Raw genomic sequence first — 13,474 nt, 5'->3', positions numbered from 1 at the left:
CCGCATTCGCGGTGAAACACAGTCATGATGAGCATGTACGCCTTCCCCCGCTGAACATGGAGTGTCGACAATGGGACTCATCGGACTCATCATTTCCTGGATCATCATCGGTGCGATCATCGGCCTTCTCGCCCGGGCGATCATGCCCGGAAAGCAGGCCATGGGCCTGGGCATGACCATCGTCCTCGGCGTCGTCGGCGCGATCGTCGGCGGCCTGATGGGCGGGCTGCTGGGCGGCGACGGCGTCAGCGGCATCATGAACAACCCGTGGAGCCTGTGGACGATCCTGCTCGCCGTGCTCGGCGCGCTGCTGGTCATGTTCGTCTACGGCCTGGCCACCAAGGGCCGCGCCTGACCTCTCCTCGTTGCGGGCAGCCCCGCACGCCATGACGGCGCCGTCCCGGGCCACCGGGGCGGCGCCGTTCGCTGTCCCGGTGCTCCGGCGCTCCGGTGCTCTGGTGCTTTCCGGCGCGGTGCGGGAGGCTGGAGGCATGACCAGCACACCGCGCCCGATCACCGCAGATCTGGCACGGGCCGCTCGGGCCCTCGCGCAGGTCTCCCGCCACGACATCGCCGAGCACACCGGGCTCGAGGAGGAGCTCGTGCGCGACCTCGAGCACGGTCGCCGCACCATCACCCCGCAGCTCTCCGACCTGCTGTACCGCGCGCTCGAGGAGTTCGGCGTCGAGTTCCTGCCCGTGGACGAGGCCGCCGGAGTGGGCTACGGGGTGCGTCAGAAGTTCAACCCCCGCACCGTGAAGCGGCTCGAGAACTGGGAGAACGAAGGCGGCCCCGCCGGGGACGACGACATCTGAGCCGTCCCCGTCCCGGGCCCGCCGCTCAGAGCGGGACGTCGGCCGTGCGCCGGCCCGTCTCCTCCACGCCGCGCCGCCCCGAGGACCAGCGCGCGGTATCTGCCGCGAGAGCCTCCAGATCCTCCGGCGCCACCAGCACCGTCAGCACAGCGTTGCGCGCCGAGTAGCGGGTGGGCTCGACTTCGGCGCCATGGGCCGCGGCCCAGATCCGCACCGCGTTCTCCGCGATGCCCACCTCCGCCGGAGGCACCTCGATCTGCGCGACCACCAGCTCGGTGCGACGCCGCAGCGTGGCCGCGCCGACGGCCTGCTCGACCCCCGCGGTGTAGGCGCGCACCAGACCCCCGGCGCCGAGCTTGATCCCGCCGAAGTACCGGATCACGATCGCGAAGGCGTCCACGAGGCCCGCATGCAGCAGGGACTGCAGTATCGGCATCCCGGCCGTCCCGGCGGGCTCGCCGTCATCGTTCGAACGATGCATCATCGCCCGCTGGTCCGTCTCGCCGAGCACCAGGGCGGTGCAGTGATGGCGCGCATCGGGATGCTGCGCCCGCGCGGCGCGCAGCAGCTCATCGGCCCGCTCGACGCTCTCGACCCGGTGCAGGCGGGTGAGGAAGCGGGACCGCTTCTCGATCAGCTCCGTCTCGACGTCAGCGGCGAGCACGAAGGGATCGGTCATGCCCAGGAGTCTAGGCGGAGCACGACGGCGCAGGGCGTTCGCGGCGCCAGCGCGGTGCCTGTGCGGCGGCGTGGTGCCGGCGCGACATCGCGGGCGATAGCCTTGCCGCGTCCCATCCTGACGCCTCCCCAGGAGCTCCCCGTGACCCAGCCTCCCTCCTCGCACAACTCCGGCCCCCTCTCCCCGGGATACGGCGTCCCGGCCCAGGGCGGCATGCCCTCCCCGGGCGCACCCGGCCCCTACGGCGCCGACGCCGGCGGTCTGGCCCCGGTGAAGAAGACCTCGAAGGCACCGAAGATCCTCATCATCCTGGGCGCGGTGATCCTCGCGCTCAGCGTGATCGTCGGAGTGGTGCTTGCGTTCATCGGTATCGGCGGAGTCGCCGGAAACCTCAGCGAGCTCGAGGAGTTCAGCGGGGGAAGCGGCACCATCACCGCCGAGGCCGGAGACAGCCTGCAGATCTACGCCGAGGAGGGCGCACCGGCGCCGGACTGCATGGTGGACGGCCCCTCGGTGGGGGAGGGCACCTTCCAGAACAGCTCGATCAGCGACGGCGAGACCAGCTGGGTCTCGGTGGACTCCTTCACCGCCGAGGAGGCCGGCGAGTACACCATCGAGTGCAGCGACGGCCCGATCGCGGTGGGCCCGCCCGTCTCGATCGGCGGCATCTTCGCCGGCGTCGGCGGGGTGCTGCTCGCCATCGGCGGCGGCACGCTCGGCTTCGTGCTGCTGGCCCTCGGCGTGATCCTGCTGATCGTCCGGAAGCGCAGGGCCTGAGCATGTCCGCCACCGGATCACTCCCGTTCCCGCTCGGCCAGGGCGAGGAGCTCGTGCGCAGCAACGCCGCGAACATGCAGCGCGGCGCCGAGACGGCAGGTGGAAAGCTGTACCTGACCACCCAGCGCCTGGTGTTCATCGCCCACTCCTTCAACGTGCAGCGCGGCCCCTCGGAGATCCCGCTGCAGCTGATCAGGGACGTGGGCGGTGCCTGGACGAAACTGCTCGGTGTGCTCCCCCTGGTGCCCAACTCGATCGCCGTCACGCTGCACGACGGCACGGTCCACAGCTTCGTGGTCTCCGGGCGCAGCAGCTGGATCACGGCGATCACCCAGGCGCGCGGAGGAAGCACACCTGCGCTGTGAACCACCCCGTGACATGACGGAGCCCGGCAGGACATCGGTCCTGCCGGGCTCCGTCATCGCGCGGGCGCGAGCGGGACTCAGGCGTCCTCGGTGATCAGCGGGTACACGCCGTTCTCGTCGTGGACCTCGCGGCCGGTGACCGGCGGGTTGAACACGCACACGCAGCGGATCTCCTTGCGGACCCGCACCTTGTGCTTGTCGTGGTCGTTGAGCAGGTACAGCGTGCCGGGGGCGAGCTGGTGCACCTCACCGGTGGCCAGATCCTCGATCTCGCCCTCGCCGTGGGTGATGAAGACGGCCTCGATGTGGTTGGCGTACCAGAAGTAGCTCTCCGTGCCCTCGTACAGGGTCGTCTCGTGGACTGAGAAGCCCACGCCCTCCTTGGCCAGGATGATGCGCTTGGAGCGCCAGTTCTCCGACTTGATGTCGGCGTCGGTGTCTTCGATCTCGGCGAGCGAGCGAACCAGCATTGTGTGTCCTTCCGATAGGTCTTCAGGGTCGTGGGTCTGCGCAGCCGCGCAGGGCGTCGGCCCGCACCCACGGGGGCACGGGCCGACGGAGTATGGGAACGATCAGGCCTTGAGCGCCTCGTCGACCGCGTTCTCGATGATGTCCAGGCCGCGGGCGAGCAGCTCGTCCGGGATGGTCAGGGCCGGGAGCAGCTTGACGACCTCGTCGGACGGGCCGGAGGTCTCCACCAGCAGGCCCTCCTCGAAGGCGCGCTGCGCGATCTGGCCGGCGATCTCGCCGCTGGGCATCTGCAGGCCGCGGGCGAGACCGCGGCCCTTGACCACCAGATCGTGCTCCGGGTAGCGGGCGGCGATCTGGTTGAAGCGGCCCTCGACGTAGGCGCCCTTGGCGGCGGTGGACTTCTCGAGCTCGTCATCGCTCCAGAACAGCTCGATCGCCTTGGTGGCGGTCGCGAAGGCGGGGGCGAAGCCGCGGAAGGTGCCGTTGTGCTCGCCCGGCTCCCAGATGTCCAGCTCGGGCTTGATCAGGGTCAGCGCGAGCGGGTGGCCGTAGCCGCTGATCGACTTCGAGAGGGTGACCATGTCCGGCTCGATGCCGGCCTCCTCGAAGCTGAAGAACTTGCCGGTGCGGCCGCAGCCCATCTGGATGTCGTCCACGATCAGCAGGATCTCGTGCTTCTTGCACAGCTCCGAGAGGCCGCGCAGCCACTCGGCGCGGGCGGCGTTGATGCCGCCCTCGCCCTGCACGGTCTCGACGATCACGGCGGCCGGCTTGTTCAGGCCGCTGCCGCCGTCGGTGAGCATGTGCTCGAGGTACATGAAGTCCGGGACGACCTGGCCGAAGTAGTCGTCGAACGGCATCGGGGTGGCGTGGACCAGCGGGACGCCGGCGCCGCCGCGCTTCATCGAGTTGCCGGTGACGGAGAGGGCGCCGAGAGTCATGCCGTGGAAGCCGTTGGTGAAGTTCACGACCGACTCGCGGCCGGTGACCTTGCGGGCCAGCTTCAGCGCGGCCTCGACGGCGTTGGCGCCGCCCGGGCCGGGGAAGGCGACCTTGTAGTCCAGGCCGCGGGGCCTCAGGATCTGCTCCTCGAAGGTCTGCAGGAACGTCCGGCGCACATCGGTGAACATGTCCAGGCCGTGCACGACCCGGTCCTCGAGGTAGTGGTCGATGACGACCTTCTTCAGCTCGGGGTGGTTGTGCCCGTAGTTCAGGGTGCCTGCGCCGGCGAAGAAGTCGATGTACTCCGTGCCGTCCTCGGCGGTGAGCACGGAGCCCTTGGCGTGGGTGAACACGGCCGGCCAGCCGCGGGAGTAGCTGCGGACACCGGACTCGAGCTCGGTGGCGTCGGGGGTCGGGGCGCTGACCTGATCGGTCAGCTCGGGCTTCGCAGTGGTCTCGGTGGGTGCGGTCATAGTCATGACATCTCCTGGGTGGTGGTTCGGTGGTCGTGGGGCGGCGTGAGGGCGCGCTGGCGCGCCCGTGCCGAGGGGGTGACTCGGGGCGGTCTCTCAGCTCCCGGCGCGCAGGCCGCTGATCACGTGCAGCAGCTCGGCGCCGTGACCGGGATCCGGGAAGTGGGCCTCGGTCAGCAGGGGCTCGATGCGGTGCTCGGCACCGTGACGCTCCGCGAAGGAGGCGAACAGCCGCTGGGATGCGGCGTTGTCCTCGGTGATGGTGGTCTCGAGGGTGCGCACCTGGGGGAGGTCCTCCAGGAGCGAGTCGAGCAGGCGGCCGGCCAGTCGGCGGCCGCGCTGGGACTCGTCCACCGCGATCTGCCAGATGAACAGCGTCTCGGGCGTGCTGGGGCGGAGGTAGCCGAGGGCGAAGCCGACGGGCTCTGCGCCGTCCAGCACCAGACGCGAGGATTCCGCGAAGTCGCGGGCCAGGATCAGGTAGGCGTACGAGGTGTTCAGATCGAGCGTGCCGCTGTCACGGGCGATGCGCCACATAGCGGCGCCGTCCTCCATGGCGGGGGGACGGAATTCCAGGTCGGAGCCTGGTCCGGTCGTCTGCTCGGGGGTGGACGGGTGGTCTGCGCTGTGCGTCATCAACGGGCCCATATCGCCATCAACCGTATCGAGAGCGCCGACGCTTGTGGAGGCCCCGGGGGTGGGGCAGGGGCCGTTCCTCGGTGTGTCGTGACCCAAACGTGACTGTCGGGTATCTGTGGATCGGATTGTCGGACAACTGTGGACTATTCACGGCGACCTGGGGCGATGGTGGGTGCGACCAGGGTTTTCTCGTGGGCCGCTCGGTGCAGACGTGGTGTGCGTCACATGCCCGCGATGCGGGACACATCCTCGCGCGCGCGGGTATGCACAGCCTCGGCGGCGGCCGCGTGAGGGCGAGACGAGGGGTGCGCGGGGGCCTGCTCGCTACTCTCGTGCCCATGAGCTTCCTCGATTCACTGAACGAGTTCTTGATGAGCGCCGAGGGTTTCCTCTGGACCTGGGCAGGGATGCCCGTGGTCATTCTCCTCGGCCTCTACTTCACGATCCGCTCCGGAGCAGTGCAGCTGCGGATGATCCCTGCGATGCTCGGAGCCATCACCCAGAAGGCCCAGCGTGAGGAGGTCAGGGCCGGGGGCAGGCGGGAGCGGCGCGCGAAGTCCCTCAGCGCCTTCCAGGCCTTCTCCGTCTCCGCCGCCGCGCGCGTGGGCACCGGCAACATCTCGGGCGTGGCCGGCGCGATCTTCCTCGGCGGCCCCGGCGCGGTGCTGTGGATGTGGATCATGTGCGTCGTCGGCGGAGCGGCCAGCTTCATCGAGTCCACCCTCGCCCAGCTGTGGAAGACCCGCGCCGACGACACCTACAAGGGCGGTCCCGCCTTCTACATCCATCGCGGGCTCGGCAGCCGCGGCTTCGGCGCGTTCTTCGCGATCCTGTTCATCTTCTGCTTCGCCTTCGCGTTCACCTCGCTGCAGGCGAACACCATCGTCGACGCGGTCTCCGGCGCCGTCGCCGCCTACACCGACCCCGAGGGCCTGCCCTGGCTGCCCATCCTGCTCGGCGTGCTGTTGGCTCTGCTGACCGCCGGCATCATCTTCGGCGGCATGCGTCGCGTGGCTGCCGTCGCCCAGAACATGGTGCCGGTGATGGCGCTGATCTACCTCCTCATCGGCATCATCATCGTGGGCATGAACATCGGTGAGCTGCCCCGGGTGATCGAGCAGATCGTGATGGGCGCTGTGGACCCCCAGGCCGTCTTCGGCGGCGGATTCATGGCCGTGCTCATCAACGGCGTCCAGCGCGGCATGCTCTCCAACGAGGCCGGCATGGGCTCGGTCCCCAACGTCGCCGCCACCGCCTCCGTCTCCCACCCCGTCAAGCAGGGCCTGGTGCAGACCCTCGGCGTCTACTTCGACACCCTGCTGGTCTGCTCCATCACCGCCTTCATCGTGCTGGTGGCATTCCCGGACGTCTCCGCGGGCGGCGAGGGCCTGATGATGGTGCAGGGCTCGCTCGCTCAGAACCTCGGTTCCTGGGCCGCGGTGCTGCTGGCGGTGATCATGTTCCTGCTCGCCTTCACCTCGGTGCTGGGCAACTTCTCCTACGGCGAGGCGAACATGCACTTCCTGACCTCCAAGCGCGGCTGGCACATCGCCTTCGGTGTCGCCGTGGTGGCCCTGGTGTTCCTCGGCTCCGTCATCGCCGTGGACCTCGCCTGGACCATCGCCGGAGTGAGCATGGTGTTCATCGCCCTGATCAACCTGGTGGTGATCGCGATCCTCACCCCCACCGCGCTCAAGCTGCTGCGCCACTACAACCAGCAACGCGCGCAGGGGCTGGACCCGATCTTCCTGGCCAGCGAGTTGCCGGAGATCAAGAACGTCGAGGTCTGGGAGGACGAGGACGTCTGCGACTACCTCGACGAGCGCAAGAAGGCCGGCGCCTCCGCCTGAGCGCGAGCAGCAGTCGGTTCCCGGAGCGCACCGGGCAGCGGTCTCAGCCGCTGCCCGGTGTCCTCGTCCAGGGGCCGTCACCGCTAAGATGATCTGGCCCGCTCAGCGGGCGCGGGCCTGTAGCTCAGTGGTAGAGCATCGGACTTTTAATCCGCGGGTCGTGGGTTCGATCCCCACCGGGCCCACCAGTTCAGAGGCATATTGTGCCTCCGAGATTACTCTCAGGTGTAGCCGATGGTGTAGCCAGACTGTCGCAGACGGCACAGACCTAGATCAGGCGTAGCCCAGGTGTAGCCCAGCCCTCCCGAGCGTCACACCGCCCGAATAGACTCGGCCCATGACCTCCTCGCCCCGCCCCGTCCGCTGGCTGGCCGCCGGCGCTGCCGCCCTCGTGCTCGCCGGGTGCGCGGCTGAGCCAGAGTCTCCCCCCGCACCGCCCGAGCCAGCGGAGACCACCACAGCATCGGTGACTCTGGACGGAGCCACCGGCACGCTCGAGCTGACCGGTGACGTCGACGCTGATATCGAGGCACTGGTGGAGGACTTCCCGAGGGAGCACATCAGAGACATCGCCTGTGATCCCCCAGGGGAGGATGACGAATACATCTTCTGGTTCACGTGGGAGGGGCAGATGGATTACGTCATCCAACAGGAAGGCGACTGGTATGCGGCCGAGGACGCGATTCGAGTGATCGTGCACTACGCCTGCCCTGAGCATTACGACGTCGTCGACGAAGCGCTCGGATGACCGAGCCATGGCTGATCCGCACACCCCACGGCTGGACCGAACCCACCCCACCAACCTGTGTCTGCGGGAGCGACCGGTACCTGATCGGGTGGCAGGCCTGCCAGTGCGGGGCCGGGCCGTTCACGGGCGGACACCGGACCTGGGAGTGCCGGGCCTGCGGCGCGCGGACGCTCGTGGGGTGTGTGGGTCGCGTGGGGGTGGGGCCGATGGAGGAGTACGGAGTGCGGACCGGTGCGCGGGCGTGACGTGGTTCGGACGCTGGGGCGTGCCGAGGTACTGAACGAGTACGGCGGACGGGCCAGGGGCCGCGCGTGACCAACTAACTAGGATCGGCCCATGACTAGTGCGGCGATCCTTGGAGAGATTGGTCAGGTGTTCATCCCGGTGCGGGACATCGAGGTGTCGAGCCGCTGGTACGCCCGGCTGCTGAACATCGATGTGCCCCCAACCTCGCACGGCGACACCATCGTCGATCTCCCCGTCCAGTCGGGGCCCAGACTCTGCCTAGACGCGAATGCTGCGTTCACCGCTGATGGTCCGCCGCGCTTCTTTTGGTGGACAGACGACCTCACCGCCTTCGCCGAGCACCTAGCGGCGCTCGGGATCCCGCTCATGTCCGAGATCACGGACATCGGCAGTGTCGCGTTCCTTCACTTCCGCGACCCGGACGGAACTCTGCTGATGGCTTGCGAATCGAGGGAGAGTCCCAAGTCGACCGGGGCATGAACGCACGAAAGCGCCCCCACCCTCCCGGAGGAGAGTGGGGGCGCGGGATCAGTCCCGAAACATCAGGTGGGTTGGCCTGGACGAAATTGGGTCGATCACCTGAAAGCCACCCCGCTTCAGTCCGTCCCCGTTAATGTACCGGTATTCGAGAGCCTGCAACTTCGGTCCGTAGCGTTCCTTGACTGCCCTGTGATTCGGGTTCGGATGTGCGTTCCAGTGGAGGTGTGAACAGTACTCAATACAGGCGATGGGGAACACGACGGCAGACGCCACTAGGTCAACGATTTGCAGGGGTACGTGCGTGTCGCTGTGCCCGAAGACCGGAGATTCGACAAGGGAAGGGTAGTCTCCTCCACCAGTACGGAAGCGACGGGTGGTGATCCCTAGCGTGCTCGGCGTATTCTTCACCTTCGTCCGGGCGTCGAGAACCATCATCCCGTTCGTGTTCGCAGCCGATAGCTGCGCTTCGAAAGACTCGGCAAGCTGAGCGATCGTGTGGCTATATATTTTCTTGTCACCTCGAGACTCAACGTCCACTTCCTTGACTATAACCTTGCCTACCAGTTGACAGTTATGCTTTTCGAGCAGGGAAAAGACTTCGTCGAGGATGTGCGTCGCGCGCCGACGGTTATTGCGACCTGCTTTCCGTAAATCTCGTCGCAGTGATGAGCCCTTCATTTCAAACTGAATGAGTTCGCTGAGCTGCACTTTTTCGAGCGACGGGTTAAACTGCTTCTTGAGGTGCAGATAATCCCAGGTGAGAGCATTGATCTGCGAACTGGGGACAGTCATCCCGAGGAGTACGAAGACTGGCGTAGAGTTCGACGCCCCGGAAAGTAGCGACTCTGCATCCCCGGATTCGTCTACGTAACAAACGTGCAACTATCTGCCTTTCGATACAACTATGGCCGCCCCTCGGGGCGGCCATAGGACTCGCTGCACTGATGTGCAACTAGCACGCGCGGGGGCGTGCTGTCCGCTTAGAGTAGCGGTGCGGGGAGTTGCGGTCAACTCGCTTGTGACCTGCACTGACTACTCGTGGCGGGACCTAAACCGTCTGAGGGTCGCAGGCTACTAGGCCGTTGGCCTGCACCAATGTCACGCGTTCTGGGTGCCACGCACCGAAGCGCCCCCACCCGGCCGTGTAGGCCAGGATGGGGGCGTTCTCATCGTCTGCGTGCGTCTCGGTCAGCGTCCGCGCATTCACGTCGGCACCAGTCCGCCGCGATCGGGTCGCCGTACTGGGTGGAGCACAGCGGGCACAAGAACATCAGACGTCCCCGGCTCGCAGGTTCGGGTCCCGCTCTGCCGGCACGTCCGTGTTGACGGCGGCGAGGGCCGGCACACCCGTACCCAGCACAGCGCCGGCGAGGCCGATCCACAGTGCCGCGTCCGATTCCGCGATCACGCCGTACGCGACAAGGAGGGGCACGGCGGCGACGGCGATGCCGTAGATCCATCGGCGCGTGCGCGGCTGCGCGATGACGCGGGCAGGGTTGCCGAGAGTGGCGGGGACGTCCTTGCGGTACTTGCTCATGGGGTGGGGTCCTTTCGGAAGTGCGGGAGGTGCTTGAAGATGTACTCGAGGATCGACGCGGGCTCATCCGGAGGCTGCCGGCGCAGCCGTTCGAGCACGCCGACGATCACGCTGCGGAACACGCGGTTCTCCTCCGCTAGCTCGCGGTTCGACTTCTCGAGGTCGGTGATCCGGGACCGGTTCGACTCATCACTCTTCGACAGCCGGGTGACCTCGGAGTCGAGGCGGGTCATCGCACGCTCCATGACAGAGATCGCGCGTTCCTCGCGCTGAGCCTCGATGTCGCGGTCAGCGCGGCGCCCGTCGGATCGGTTCTTGCGGTGGTCCACCCACAGGCGTAGACCCACCCAGATGCCGCCGCCACTGAAGACGGCCGCGACTGCCCCGGTGAGGATGGCGGGGACATCCATACGCTTACCCCCGTGCCACGTCGTCGAGTCGTTGCAGCCTGCGGTGGATCAGGGTCAGCATCCGGGCGCGGTGCGAGATCAGCAGCGCGAGCATGACCAGTAGCAGCGCGCGCGGCCCTGACCCCCACGTCCCGGAGATGACCTGATCCCAGGACAGGAGCCCGTAGAGGATCACGCCGCCGAGTGCGAAGATCAGACCGGGTAGCTCGATCCGGTATCGCTGGGTGATGTTCCCGGCGAGGACGAGGAGTGATCCGGTGATCATCAGCCCGGCCCACAGGAACGTGACGATCAGCCCGAATCCTGCGTAGGTGCGGGGAGGGTAGGCGAGGACCCAGATCCCGCATGCGGTCGCGGCGAGCCACGCACCGATGATGAAGGCCCGCAGCCACCGATCAGGCGGCACGGGGTACGGCGAGCTAAGCATGCTCAGTCCTCGTTCCGGACGGCGACCTCGAGCTGCCCGGCCACGTCCTCTGCGGACACCCGCGCGGACGCCTCCGCGGCGGCGGTAGCGATCGCCTGGACCTGGGCGTCGGTGAGGCCCTGAGCCTTGCCGGTCTCCTGCACCGCTTCGAGGACCGCGGCGCGGGACGTGGCGATCCCGGCCTTGATCTGTCGGAGGTCTTCCGCGTACCAGGCACGCATCCGGCGCAGCGTGGACTTCTGGCCCTTCCACTTCCCTTCGAGGGCGACGGGGGCATCGAGGACCATGCCAGGGATGTCGTTCCGGAATCCGCGGAGGGTGGAGACGAGCTCGCCGTCGGTGCGCTTCCCGGAGATGCCGGGTTCGAGCGTGCGCTTGATCGCGGCGATGTCCTTGCTGATCTTGTCGAGAGTGGTCACTGCTGCCTCCAGGGTGGCTCTGGTCGCGGGGCCGGGTCGGCCGTCCGCGGGGGTGATGCCCAGATCGAGCTGGGCCTGTCGAGTGGCGGCCTGCGTGCGGGCGCCGAACTTGCCGTCAATGGGGCCGGGGTCGTAGCCCAGCGCGGTCAGCCAGCGCTGGGAGTCGTCGACGTCCGCGAGGCCATCGGACAGGCCGGGCGCGGTGCCTGTGATGCCCTTGCCGCCACCATCGGTAGGGACGGACCCGACACGGAAGGGGACTCGGGCTTGGACCTTCGGGCCCGGGCAGCGGGTGCTCACCCAGTGCCGGTGCCCGTACTGGCGGCTGGTGATTCCGGGGTGCCAGCGCTCGAGCAGTGCGAGCGCGTCGAAGATCGCTCGCAGATGCCCCATGGTGAGGTCCTCGTTGTCACCGATCAGCACCTGGATGCTCATCCCGGCACGGTTCGCCGCGGAAGTGCCGTTCGCGCCGTTCTGCCGGTTCCCTCGACCCTCTGCCACGTCTCCGGTAGGGAGGGCGTAGAGGTTGTACGCGACCTCCTTGTACGCACCGGAGCCGACGTGCATGTTCCGCCACGCCCTGAGTTGCTGGAAGCAGCGCTTACGCGACCAGCCGGCGGTGCGGATCGAGTCGGTGCCCCATCCGGGGTAGTGGAGCGTGGCGTGGACCTGCTTGCGCTTGACGTGCACGGCGCGATTCGCGGTGGAGGTCCAGTGCTTGCGGGTGTAGTACCCCATCAGCCCTCCCCGTCGTCGTCGAGGTCATCCGGGACGGTGTCCTCGTCGTCGTCCTCGGACCACGGCCGCCCATCGGCCAGGGCCTGCTCGAGAGCGTGGTCCGGGATGTCGAGCGCCTCGTCGTCCTCAGGGATGGGATCAAGCTCGGGTAGCGGGTCGGCCATGGTGGTGCTCCTGTCTCCCGCCGAGCGGGGATGAGAAAGCCCCGCAGAGCGGGGCGGGGCCGGGATACATTCCTGGGCATGACAGATAACGACGCGAAGATCATCGCGGCCGCATTCGCATTCGTGTCCATCGTTGCCAAAGGCGTGGCGGCATCGAACGGGCGCTGGGACCACCCACGTGATCTGCCCACCGAGGACGAGATCGCCGAGCTCGACCCCGCAGACCAAGCGCTTGCGCGGAAGAGGGCGGAGAAGGAGAAGTCGGCCCGCTTGAATGCGAAGCGTTGGCTCGACTGGTCCGAGGCCGCGACTTATGCCACCGGTGTCGTCGCTGCCGGCTTCGCTCTCTACGCCCTGCTCTGACCGATCAGGTCTGATACCAGACCCCACCGACGTACACAAACGACGCTCCCTGTCCGGGGGCGAGGTAGATGTCGTCGGGGTAGTTCGCGCCGTGGACGTTCCCGTCCGTGATGAACCGTGCGTTCCCGCTCGATGCGGTGTTCACGACCTGGATTGTCGCGCCCTCGTGCCGGGGCGAGATCCAGATGATGTTCGCGCCAACGCTCGTGAGTGCCACGACATCGGCACGGACATCCCCGATGGTGCCTGCAGCTGCCGTGGACTGGACGTAGCCGGGGTGGAGCCGGATGACGTTCGTGCCGTACCGCCCATCGGGCAGGTCGGATGAGACACGCGACTGGGGGTTGCCGCCGCCGAGGATCTTGAAGTTCTCCACCACGTTGTGCGCCGCACCCGAGGCGATCCGCAGTTGCGGCCCCGCAGCCGCGTTCGTGTTCAGGCGGAGAGTCACATCACGGACAGTCGAATGCGTTCCCCGCAGGGTCACCACGCCCGAATGCCCCGGCACCATCTGGATATCGCAGTTGTGGACGTGCGAGTCAGTGTGCAGATCAATCGCGGTGTAGGAAGACTGCCCAGCAGAACGGGAGAAGGTGCATCCGTCGAACTTCATGAACGACCCATCGACCCATCGAACCCGCCCGGAAAGGGGGGCGGCGAACTGGCACGCCTGGAACGACGTGACCGCCGAAGGGTTGTTCAGCAGCGCCGCCGAACTCGTGTAGTCCCGATAGGGGGAGTACACGAACGGCACATCGTCGACCAGGTTCTTCGTTGCGTGGAGGCCGAGGAAGACGTTCTCGAGCCCTTCCAGGTGGATCGGAGAGGTGCTCCCAGAGTTCGCGAACTCGCCGGTTTCAATCTTGGACGCCACGATCTGGTTGTGGGCTCTTCGCGGCTCGTGGTGAAGGAGAGCGTCGCGTCGCTGGCG

Annotated in this window: 19 protein-coding genes and 1 tRNA gene; 9 read left to right on the top strand and 11 right to left on the bottom strand. The window is 67.4% G+C overall.

Annotation, left to right across the window (positions count from 1 at the left end; genetic code table 11):
- Nucleotides 1-70 precede the first annotated feature (70 nt).
- Both BN4251_RS09600 and BN4251_RS09595 read left to right on the top strand, forming a co-directional pair.
- Nucleotides 71-355: a GlsB/YeaQ/YmgE family stress response membrane protein gene (locus BN4251_RS09600; RefSeq protein ID WP_087484863.1), complete on the top strand. Its 285-nt coding sequence runs from the start codon at nucleotides 71-73 to the stop codon at nucleotides 353-355.
- Between the two features lie 136 nt (nucleotides 356-491).
- Nucleotides 492-815 (top strand): hypothetical protein, encoded by a 324-nt coding sequence (locus BN4251_RS09595; protein WP_087484862.1) that lies wholly within the window; start codon nucleotides 492-494, stop codon nucleotides 813-815.
- A gap of 25 nt (nucleotides 816-840) precedes the next feature.
- On the opposite strand, the gene BN4251_RS09590 is transcribed toward BN4251_RS09595, so the two are convergent.
- Nucleotides 841-1,494 carry an IMPACT family protein gene (locus BN4251_RS09590; protein ID WP_087484861.1) on the bottom strand — a complete coding sequence of 218 codons (654 nt, stop codon included), beginning with the start codon at nucleotides 1,492-1,494 and terminating at the stop codon, nucleotides 841-843.
- Nucleotides 1,495-1,635: 141 nt separating this feature from the next.
- Between BN4251_RS09590 and BN4251_RS09585 the strand changes: the two genes are divergently transcribed.
- Together BN4251_RS09585 and BN4251_RS09580 are read left to right on the top strand one after the other, a co-directional pair.
- Nucleotides 1,636-2,271, top strand: coding sequence for a hypothetical protein (locus BN4251_RS09585; RefSeq protein WP_087484860.1), 636 nt, complete (start codon nucleotides 1,636-1,638; stop codon nucleotides 2,269-2,271).
- A gap of 2 nt (nucleotides 2,272-2,273) precedes the next feature.
- Nucleotides 2,274-2,636, top strand: coding sequence for a PH domain-containing protein (locus BN4251_RS09580; RefSeq protein ID WP_087484859.1), 363 nt, complete (start codon nucleotides 2,274-2,276; stop codon nucleotides 2,634-2,636).
- Between the two features lie 77 nt (nucleotides 2,637-2,713).
- Here BN4251_RS09580 and BN4251_RS09575 read toward each other — a convergent pair whose 3' ends face one another.
- The 3 genes from BN4251_RS09575 to ectA form a co-directional block, all read right to left on the bottom strand.
- Nucleotides 2,714-3,106, bottom strand: a complete 393-nt coding sequence (locus BN4251_RS09575; RefSeq protein ID WP_087484858.1) for an ectoine synthase — start codon at nucleotides 3,104-3,106, stop codon at nucleotides 2,714-2,716.
- 102 nt (nucleotides 3,107-3,208) lie between these two features.
- Entirely contained in the window at nucleotides 3,209-4,528 is a 1,320-nt protein-coding gene (gene ectB, locus BN4251_RS09570) for a diaminobutyrate--2-oxoglutarate transaminase (RefSeq protein WP_087484857.1), read from the bottom strand.
- Nucleotides 4,529-4,618: 90 nt separating this feature from the next.
- Nucleotides 4,619-5,158 (bottom strand): diaminobutyrate acetyltransferase, encoded by a 540-nt coding sequence (gene ectA, locus BN4251_RS09565; protein WP_087484986.1) that lies wholly within the window; start codon nucleotides 5,156-5,158, stop codon nucleotides 4,619-4,621.
- A 341-nt stretch (nucleotides 5,159-5,499) separates the two neighbouring features.
- Here ectA and BN4251_RS09560 point away from each other — a divergent pair, with 341 nt between their 5' ends.
- The 4 genes from BN4251_RS09560 (at nucleotide 5,500) to BN4251_RS09545 (ending at nucleotide 8,485) form a co-directional block, all read left to right on the top strand.
- The gene (locus tag BN4251_RS09560) at nucleotides 5,500-7,011 is read left to right on the top strand and encodes an alanine/glycine:cation symporter family protein (RefSeq protein ID WP_087484985.1); all 1,512 of its coding nucleotides are present in this window, start codon (nucleotides 5,500-5,502) and stop codon (nucleotides 7,009-7,011) included.
- Between the two features lie 113 nt (nucleotides 7,012-7,124).
- Nucleotides 7,125-7,199, top strand: a tRNA-Lys gene (locus tag BN4251_RS09555).
- A 149-nt stretch (nucleotides 7,200-7,348) separates the two neighbouring features.
- Nucleotides 7,349-7,759, top strand: a complete 411-nt coding sequence (locus BN4251_RS09550) for a hypothetical protein (protein WP_140398418.1) — start codon at nucleotides 7,349-7,351, stop codon at nucleotides 7,757-7,759.
- Between the two features lie 336 nt (nucleotides 7,760-8,095).
- Complete coding sequence (locus tag BN4251_RS09545; RefSeq protein WP_087484855.1) at nucleotides 8,096-8,485, top strand: VOC family protein; 390 nt, start codon at nucleotides 8,096-8,098, stop codon at nucleotides 8,483-8,485.
- A 48-nt stretch (nucleotides 8,486-8,533) separates the two neighbouring features.
- Here the strand turns inward: BN4251_RS09545 and BN4251_RS09540 are convergent, their stop codons facing one another.
- The 6 genes from BN4251_RS09540 to BN4251_RS18300 form a co-directional block, all read right to left on the bottom strand.
- Nucleotides 8,534-9,367, bottom strand: coding sequence for a DUF3800 domain-containing protein (locus BN4251_RS09540; protein WP_087484854.1), 834 nt, complete (start codon nucleotides 9,365-9,367; stop codon nucleotides 8,534-8,536).
- Between the two features lie 388 nt (nucleotides 9,368-9,755).
- Nucleotides 9,756-10,022 carry a phage holin gene (locus BN4251_RS09535; RefSeq protein WP_212647603.1) on the bottom strand — a complete coding sequence of 89 codons (267 nt, stop codon included), beginning with the start codon at nucleotides 10,020-10,022 and terminating at the stop codon, nucleotides 9,756-9,758.
- Nucleotides 10,019-10,432, bottom strand: a complete 414-nt coding sequence (locus tag BN4251_RS09530) for a hypothetical protein (protein WP_087484853.1) — start codon at nucleotides 10,430-10,432, stop codon at nucleotides 10,019-10,021. Before BN4251_RS09530 ends, BN4251_RS09535 begins: the two co-directional genes overlap by 4 nt.
- A gap of 4 nt (nucleotides 10,433-10,436) precedes the next feature.
- Nucleotides 10,437-10,859 carry a hypothetical protein gene (locus BN4251_RS09525; RefSeq protein WP_087483523.1) on the bottom strand — a complete coding sequence of 141 codons (423 nt, stop codon included), beginning with the start codon at nucleotides 10,857-10,859 and terminating at the stop codon, nucleotides 10,437-10,439.
- A gap of 2 nt (nucleotides 10,860-10,861) precedes the next feature.
- Nucleotides 10,862-12,016 (bottom strand): peptidoglycan-binding domain-containing protein, encoded by a 1,155-nt coding sequence (locus BN4251_RS09520; RefSeq protein ID WP_087484852.1) that lies wholly within the window; start codon nucleotides 12,014-12,016, stop codon nucleotides 10,862-10,864.
- Nucleotides 12,016-12,180, bottom strand: coding sequence for a hypothetical protein (locus BN4251_RS18300; protein ID WP_170931910.1), 165 nt, complete (start codon nucleotides 12,178-12,180; stop codon nucleotides 12,016-12,018). Before BN4251_RS18300 ends, BN4251_RS09520 begins: the two co-directional genes overlap by 1 nt.
- A gap of 78 nt (nucleotides 12,181-12,258) precedes the next feature.
- Here BN4251_RS18300 and BN4251_RS09515 point away from each other — a divergent pair, with 78 nt between their 5' ends.
- Nucleotides 12,259-12,543: a hypothetical protein gene (locus BN4251_RS09515; RefSeq protein ID WP_087484851.1), complete on the top strand. Its 285-nt coding sequence runs from the start codon at nucleotides 12,259-12,261 to the stop codon at nucleotides 12,541-12,543.
- A gap of 4 nt (nucleotides 12,544-12,547) precedes the next feature.
- Here BN4251_RS09515 and BN4251_RS09510 read toward each other — a convergent pair whose 3' ends face one another.
- Nucleotides 12,548-13,417: a hypothetical protein gene (locus tag BN4251_RS09510; protein WP_087484850.1), complete on the bottom strand. Its 870-nt coding sequence runs from the start codon at nucleotides 13,415-13,417 to the stop codon at nucleotides 12,548-12,550.
- Between the last annotated feature and the right edge of the window lie 57 nt (nucleotides 13,418-13,474).

This window comes from Brachybacterium massiliense, from assembly GCF_900184245.1.
GTDB classification, from domain to species: domain Bacteria; phylum Actinomycetota; class Actinomycetes; order Actinomycetales; family Dermabacteraceae; genus Brachybacterium; species Brachybacterium massiliense.
This window is presented reverse-complemented; position numbering and strand designations above follow the sequence as displayed.

Excerpts from the sequence above, each read along its gene's own strand:
- BN4251_RS09600 (WP_087484863.1), top strand. The coding sequence starts at position 71 with ATGGGACTCATCGGACTCATCATTTCCTGGATCATCATCGGTGCGATC.
- BN4251_RS09595 (WP_087484862.1), top strand. The coding sequence starts at position 492 with ATGACCAGCACACCGCGCCCGATCACCGCAGATCTGGCACGGGCCGCT.
- BN4251_RS09590 (WP_087484861.1), bottom strand. The coding sequence starts at position 1,494 with ATGACCGATCCCTTCGTGCTCGCCGCTGACGTCGAGACGGAGCTGATC.
- BN4251_RS09580 (WP_087484859.1), top strand. The coding sequence starts at position 2,274 with ATGTCCGCCACCGGATCACTCCCGTTCCCGCTCGGCCAGGGCGAGGAG.
- BN4251_RS09575 (WP_087484858.1), bottom strand. The coding sequence starts at position 3,106 with ATGCTGGTTCGCTCGCTCGCCGAGATCGAAGACACCGACGCCGACATC.
- ectB (WP_087484857.1), bottom strand. The coding sequence starts at position 4,528 with ATGACTATGACCGCACCCACCGAGACCACTGCGAAGCCCGAGCTGACC.
- ectA (WP_087484986.1), bottom strand. The coding sequence starts at position 5,158 with ATGACGCACAGCGCAGACCACCCGTCCACCCCCGAGCAGACGACCGGA.
- BN4251_RS09560 (WP_087484985.1), top strand. The coding sequence starts at position 5,500 with ATGAGCTTCCTCGATTCACTGAACGAGTTCTTGATGAGCGCCGAGGGT.
- BN4251_RS09550 (WP_140398418.1), top strand. The coding sequence starts at position 7,349 with ATGACCTCCTCGCCCCGCCCCGTCCGCTGGCTGGCCGCCGGCGCTGCC.
- BN4251_RS09545 (WP_087484855.1), top strand. The coding sequence starts at position 8,096 with ATGACTAGTGCGGCGATCCTTGGAGAGATTGGTCAGGTGTTCATCCCG.
- BN4251_RS09535 (WP_212647603.1), bottom strand. The coding sequence starts at position 10,022 with ATGAGCAAGTACCGCAAGGACGTCCCCGCCACTCTCGGCAACCCTGCC.
- BN4251_RS09530 (WP_087484853.1), bottom strand. The coding sequence starts at position 10,432 with ATGGATGTCCCCGCCATCCTCACCGGGGCAGTCGCGGCCGTCTTCAGT.
- BN4251_RS09525 (WP_087483523.1), bottom strand. The coding sequence starts at position 10,859 with ATGCTTAGCTCGCCGTACCCCGTGCCGCCTGATCGGTGGCTGCGGGCC.
- BN4251_RS09520 (WP_087484852.1), bottom strand. The coding sequence starts at position 12,016 with ATGGGGTACTACACCCGCAAGCACTGGACCTCCACCGCGAATCGCGCC.
- BN4251_RS18300 (WP_170931910.1), bottom strand. The coding sequence starts at position 12,180 with ATGGCCGACCCGCTACCCGAGCTTGATCCCATCCCTGAGGACGACGAG.
- BN4251_RS09515 (WP_087484851.1), top strand. The coding sequence starts at position 12,259 with ATGACAGATAACGACGCGAAGATCATCGCGGCCGCATTCGCATTCGTG.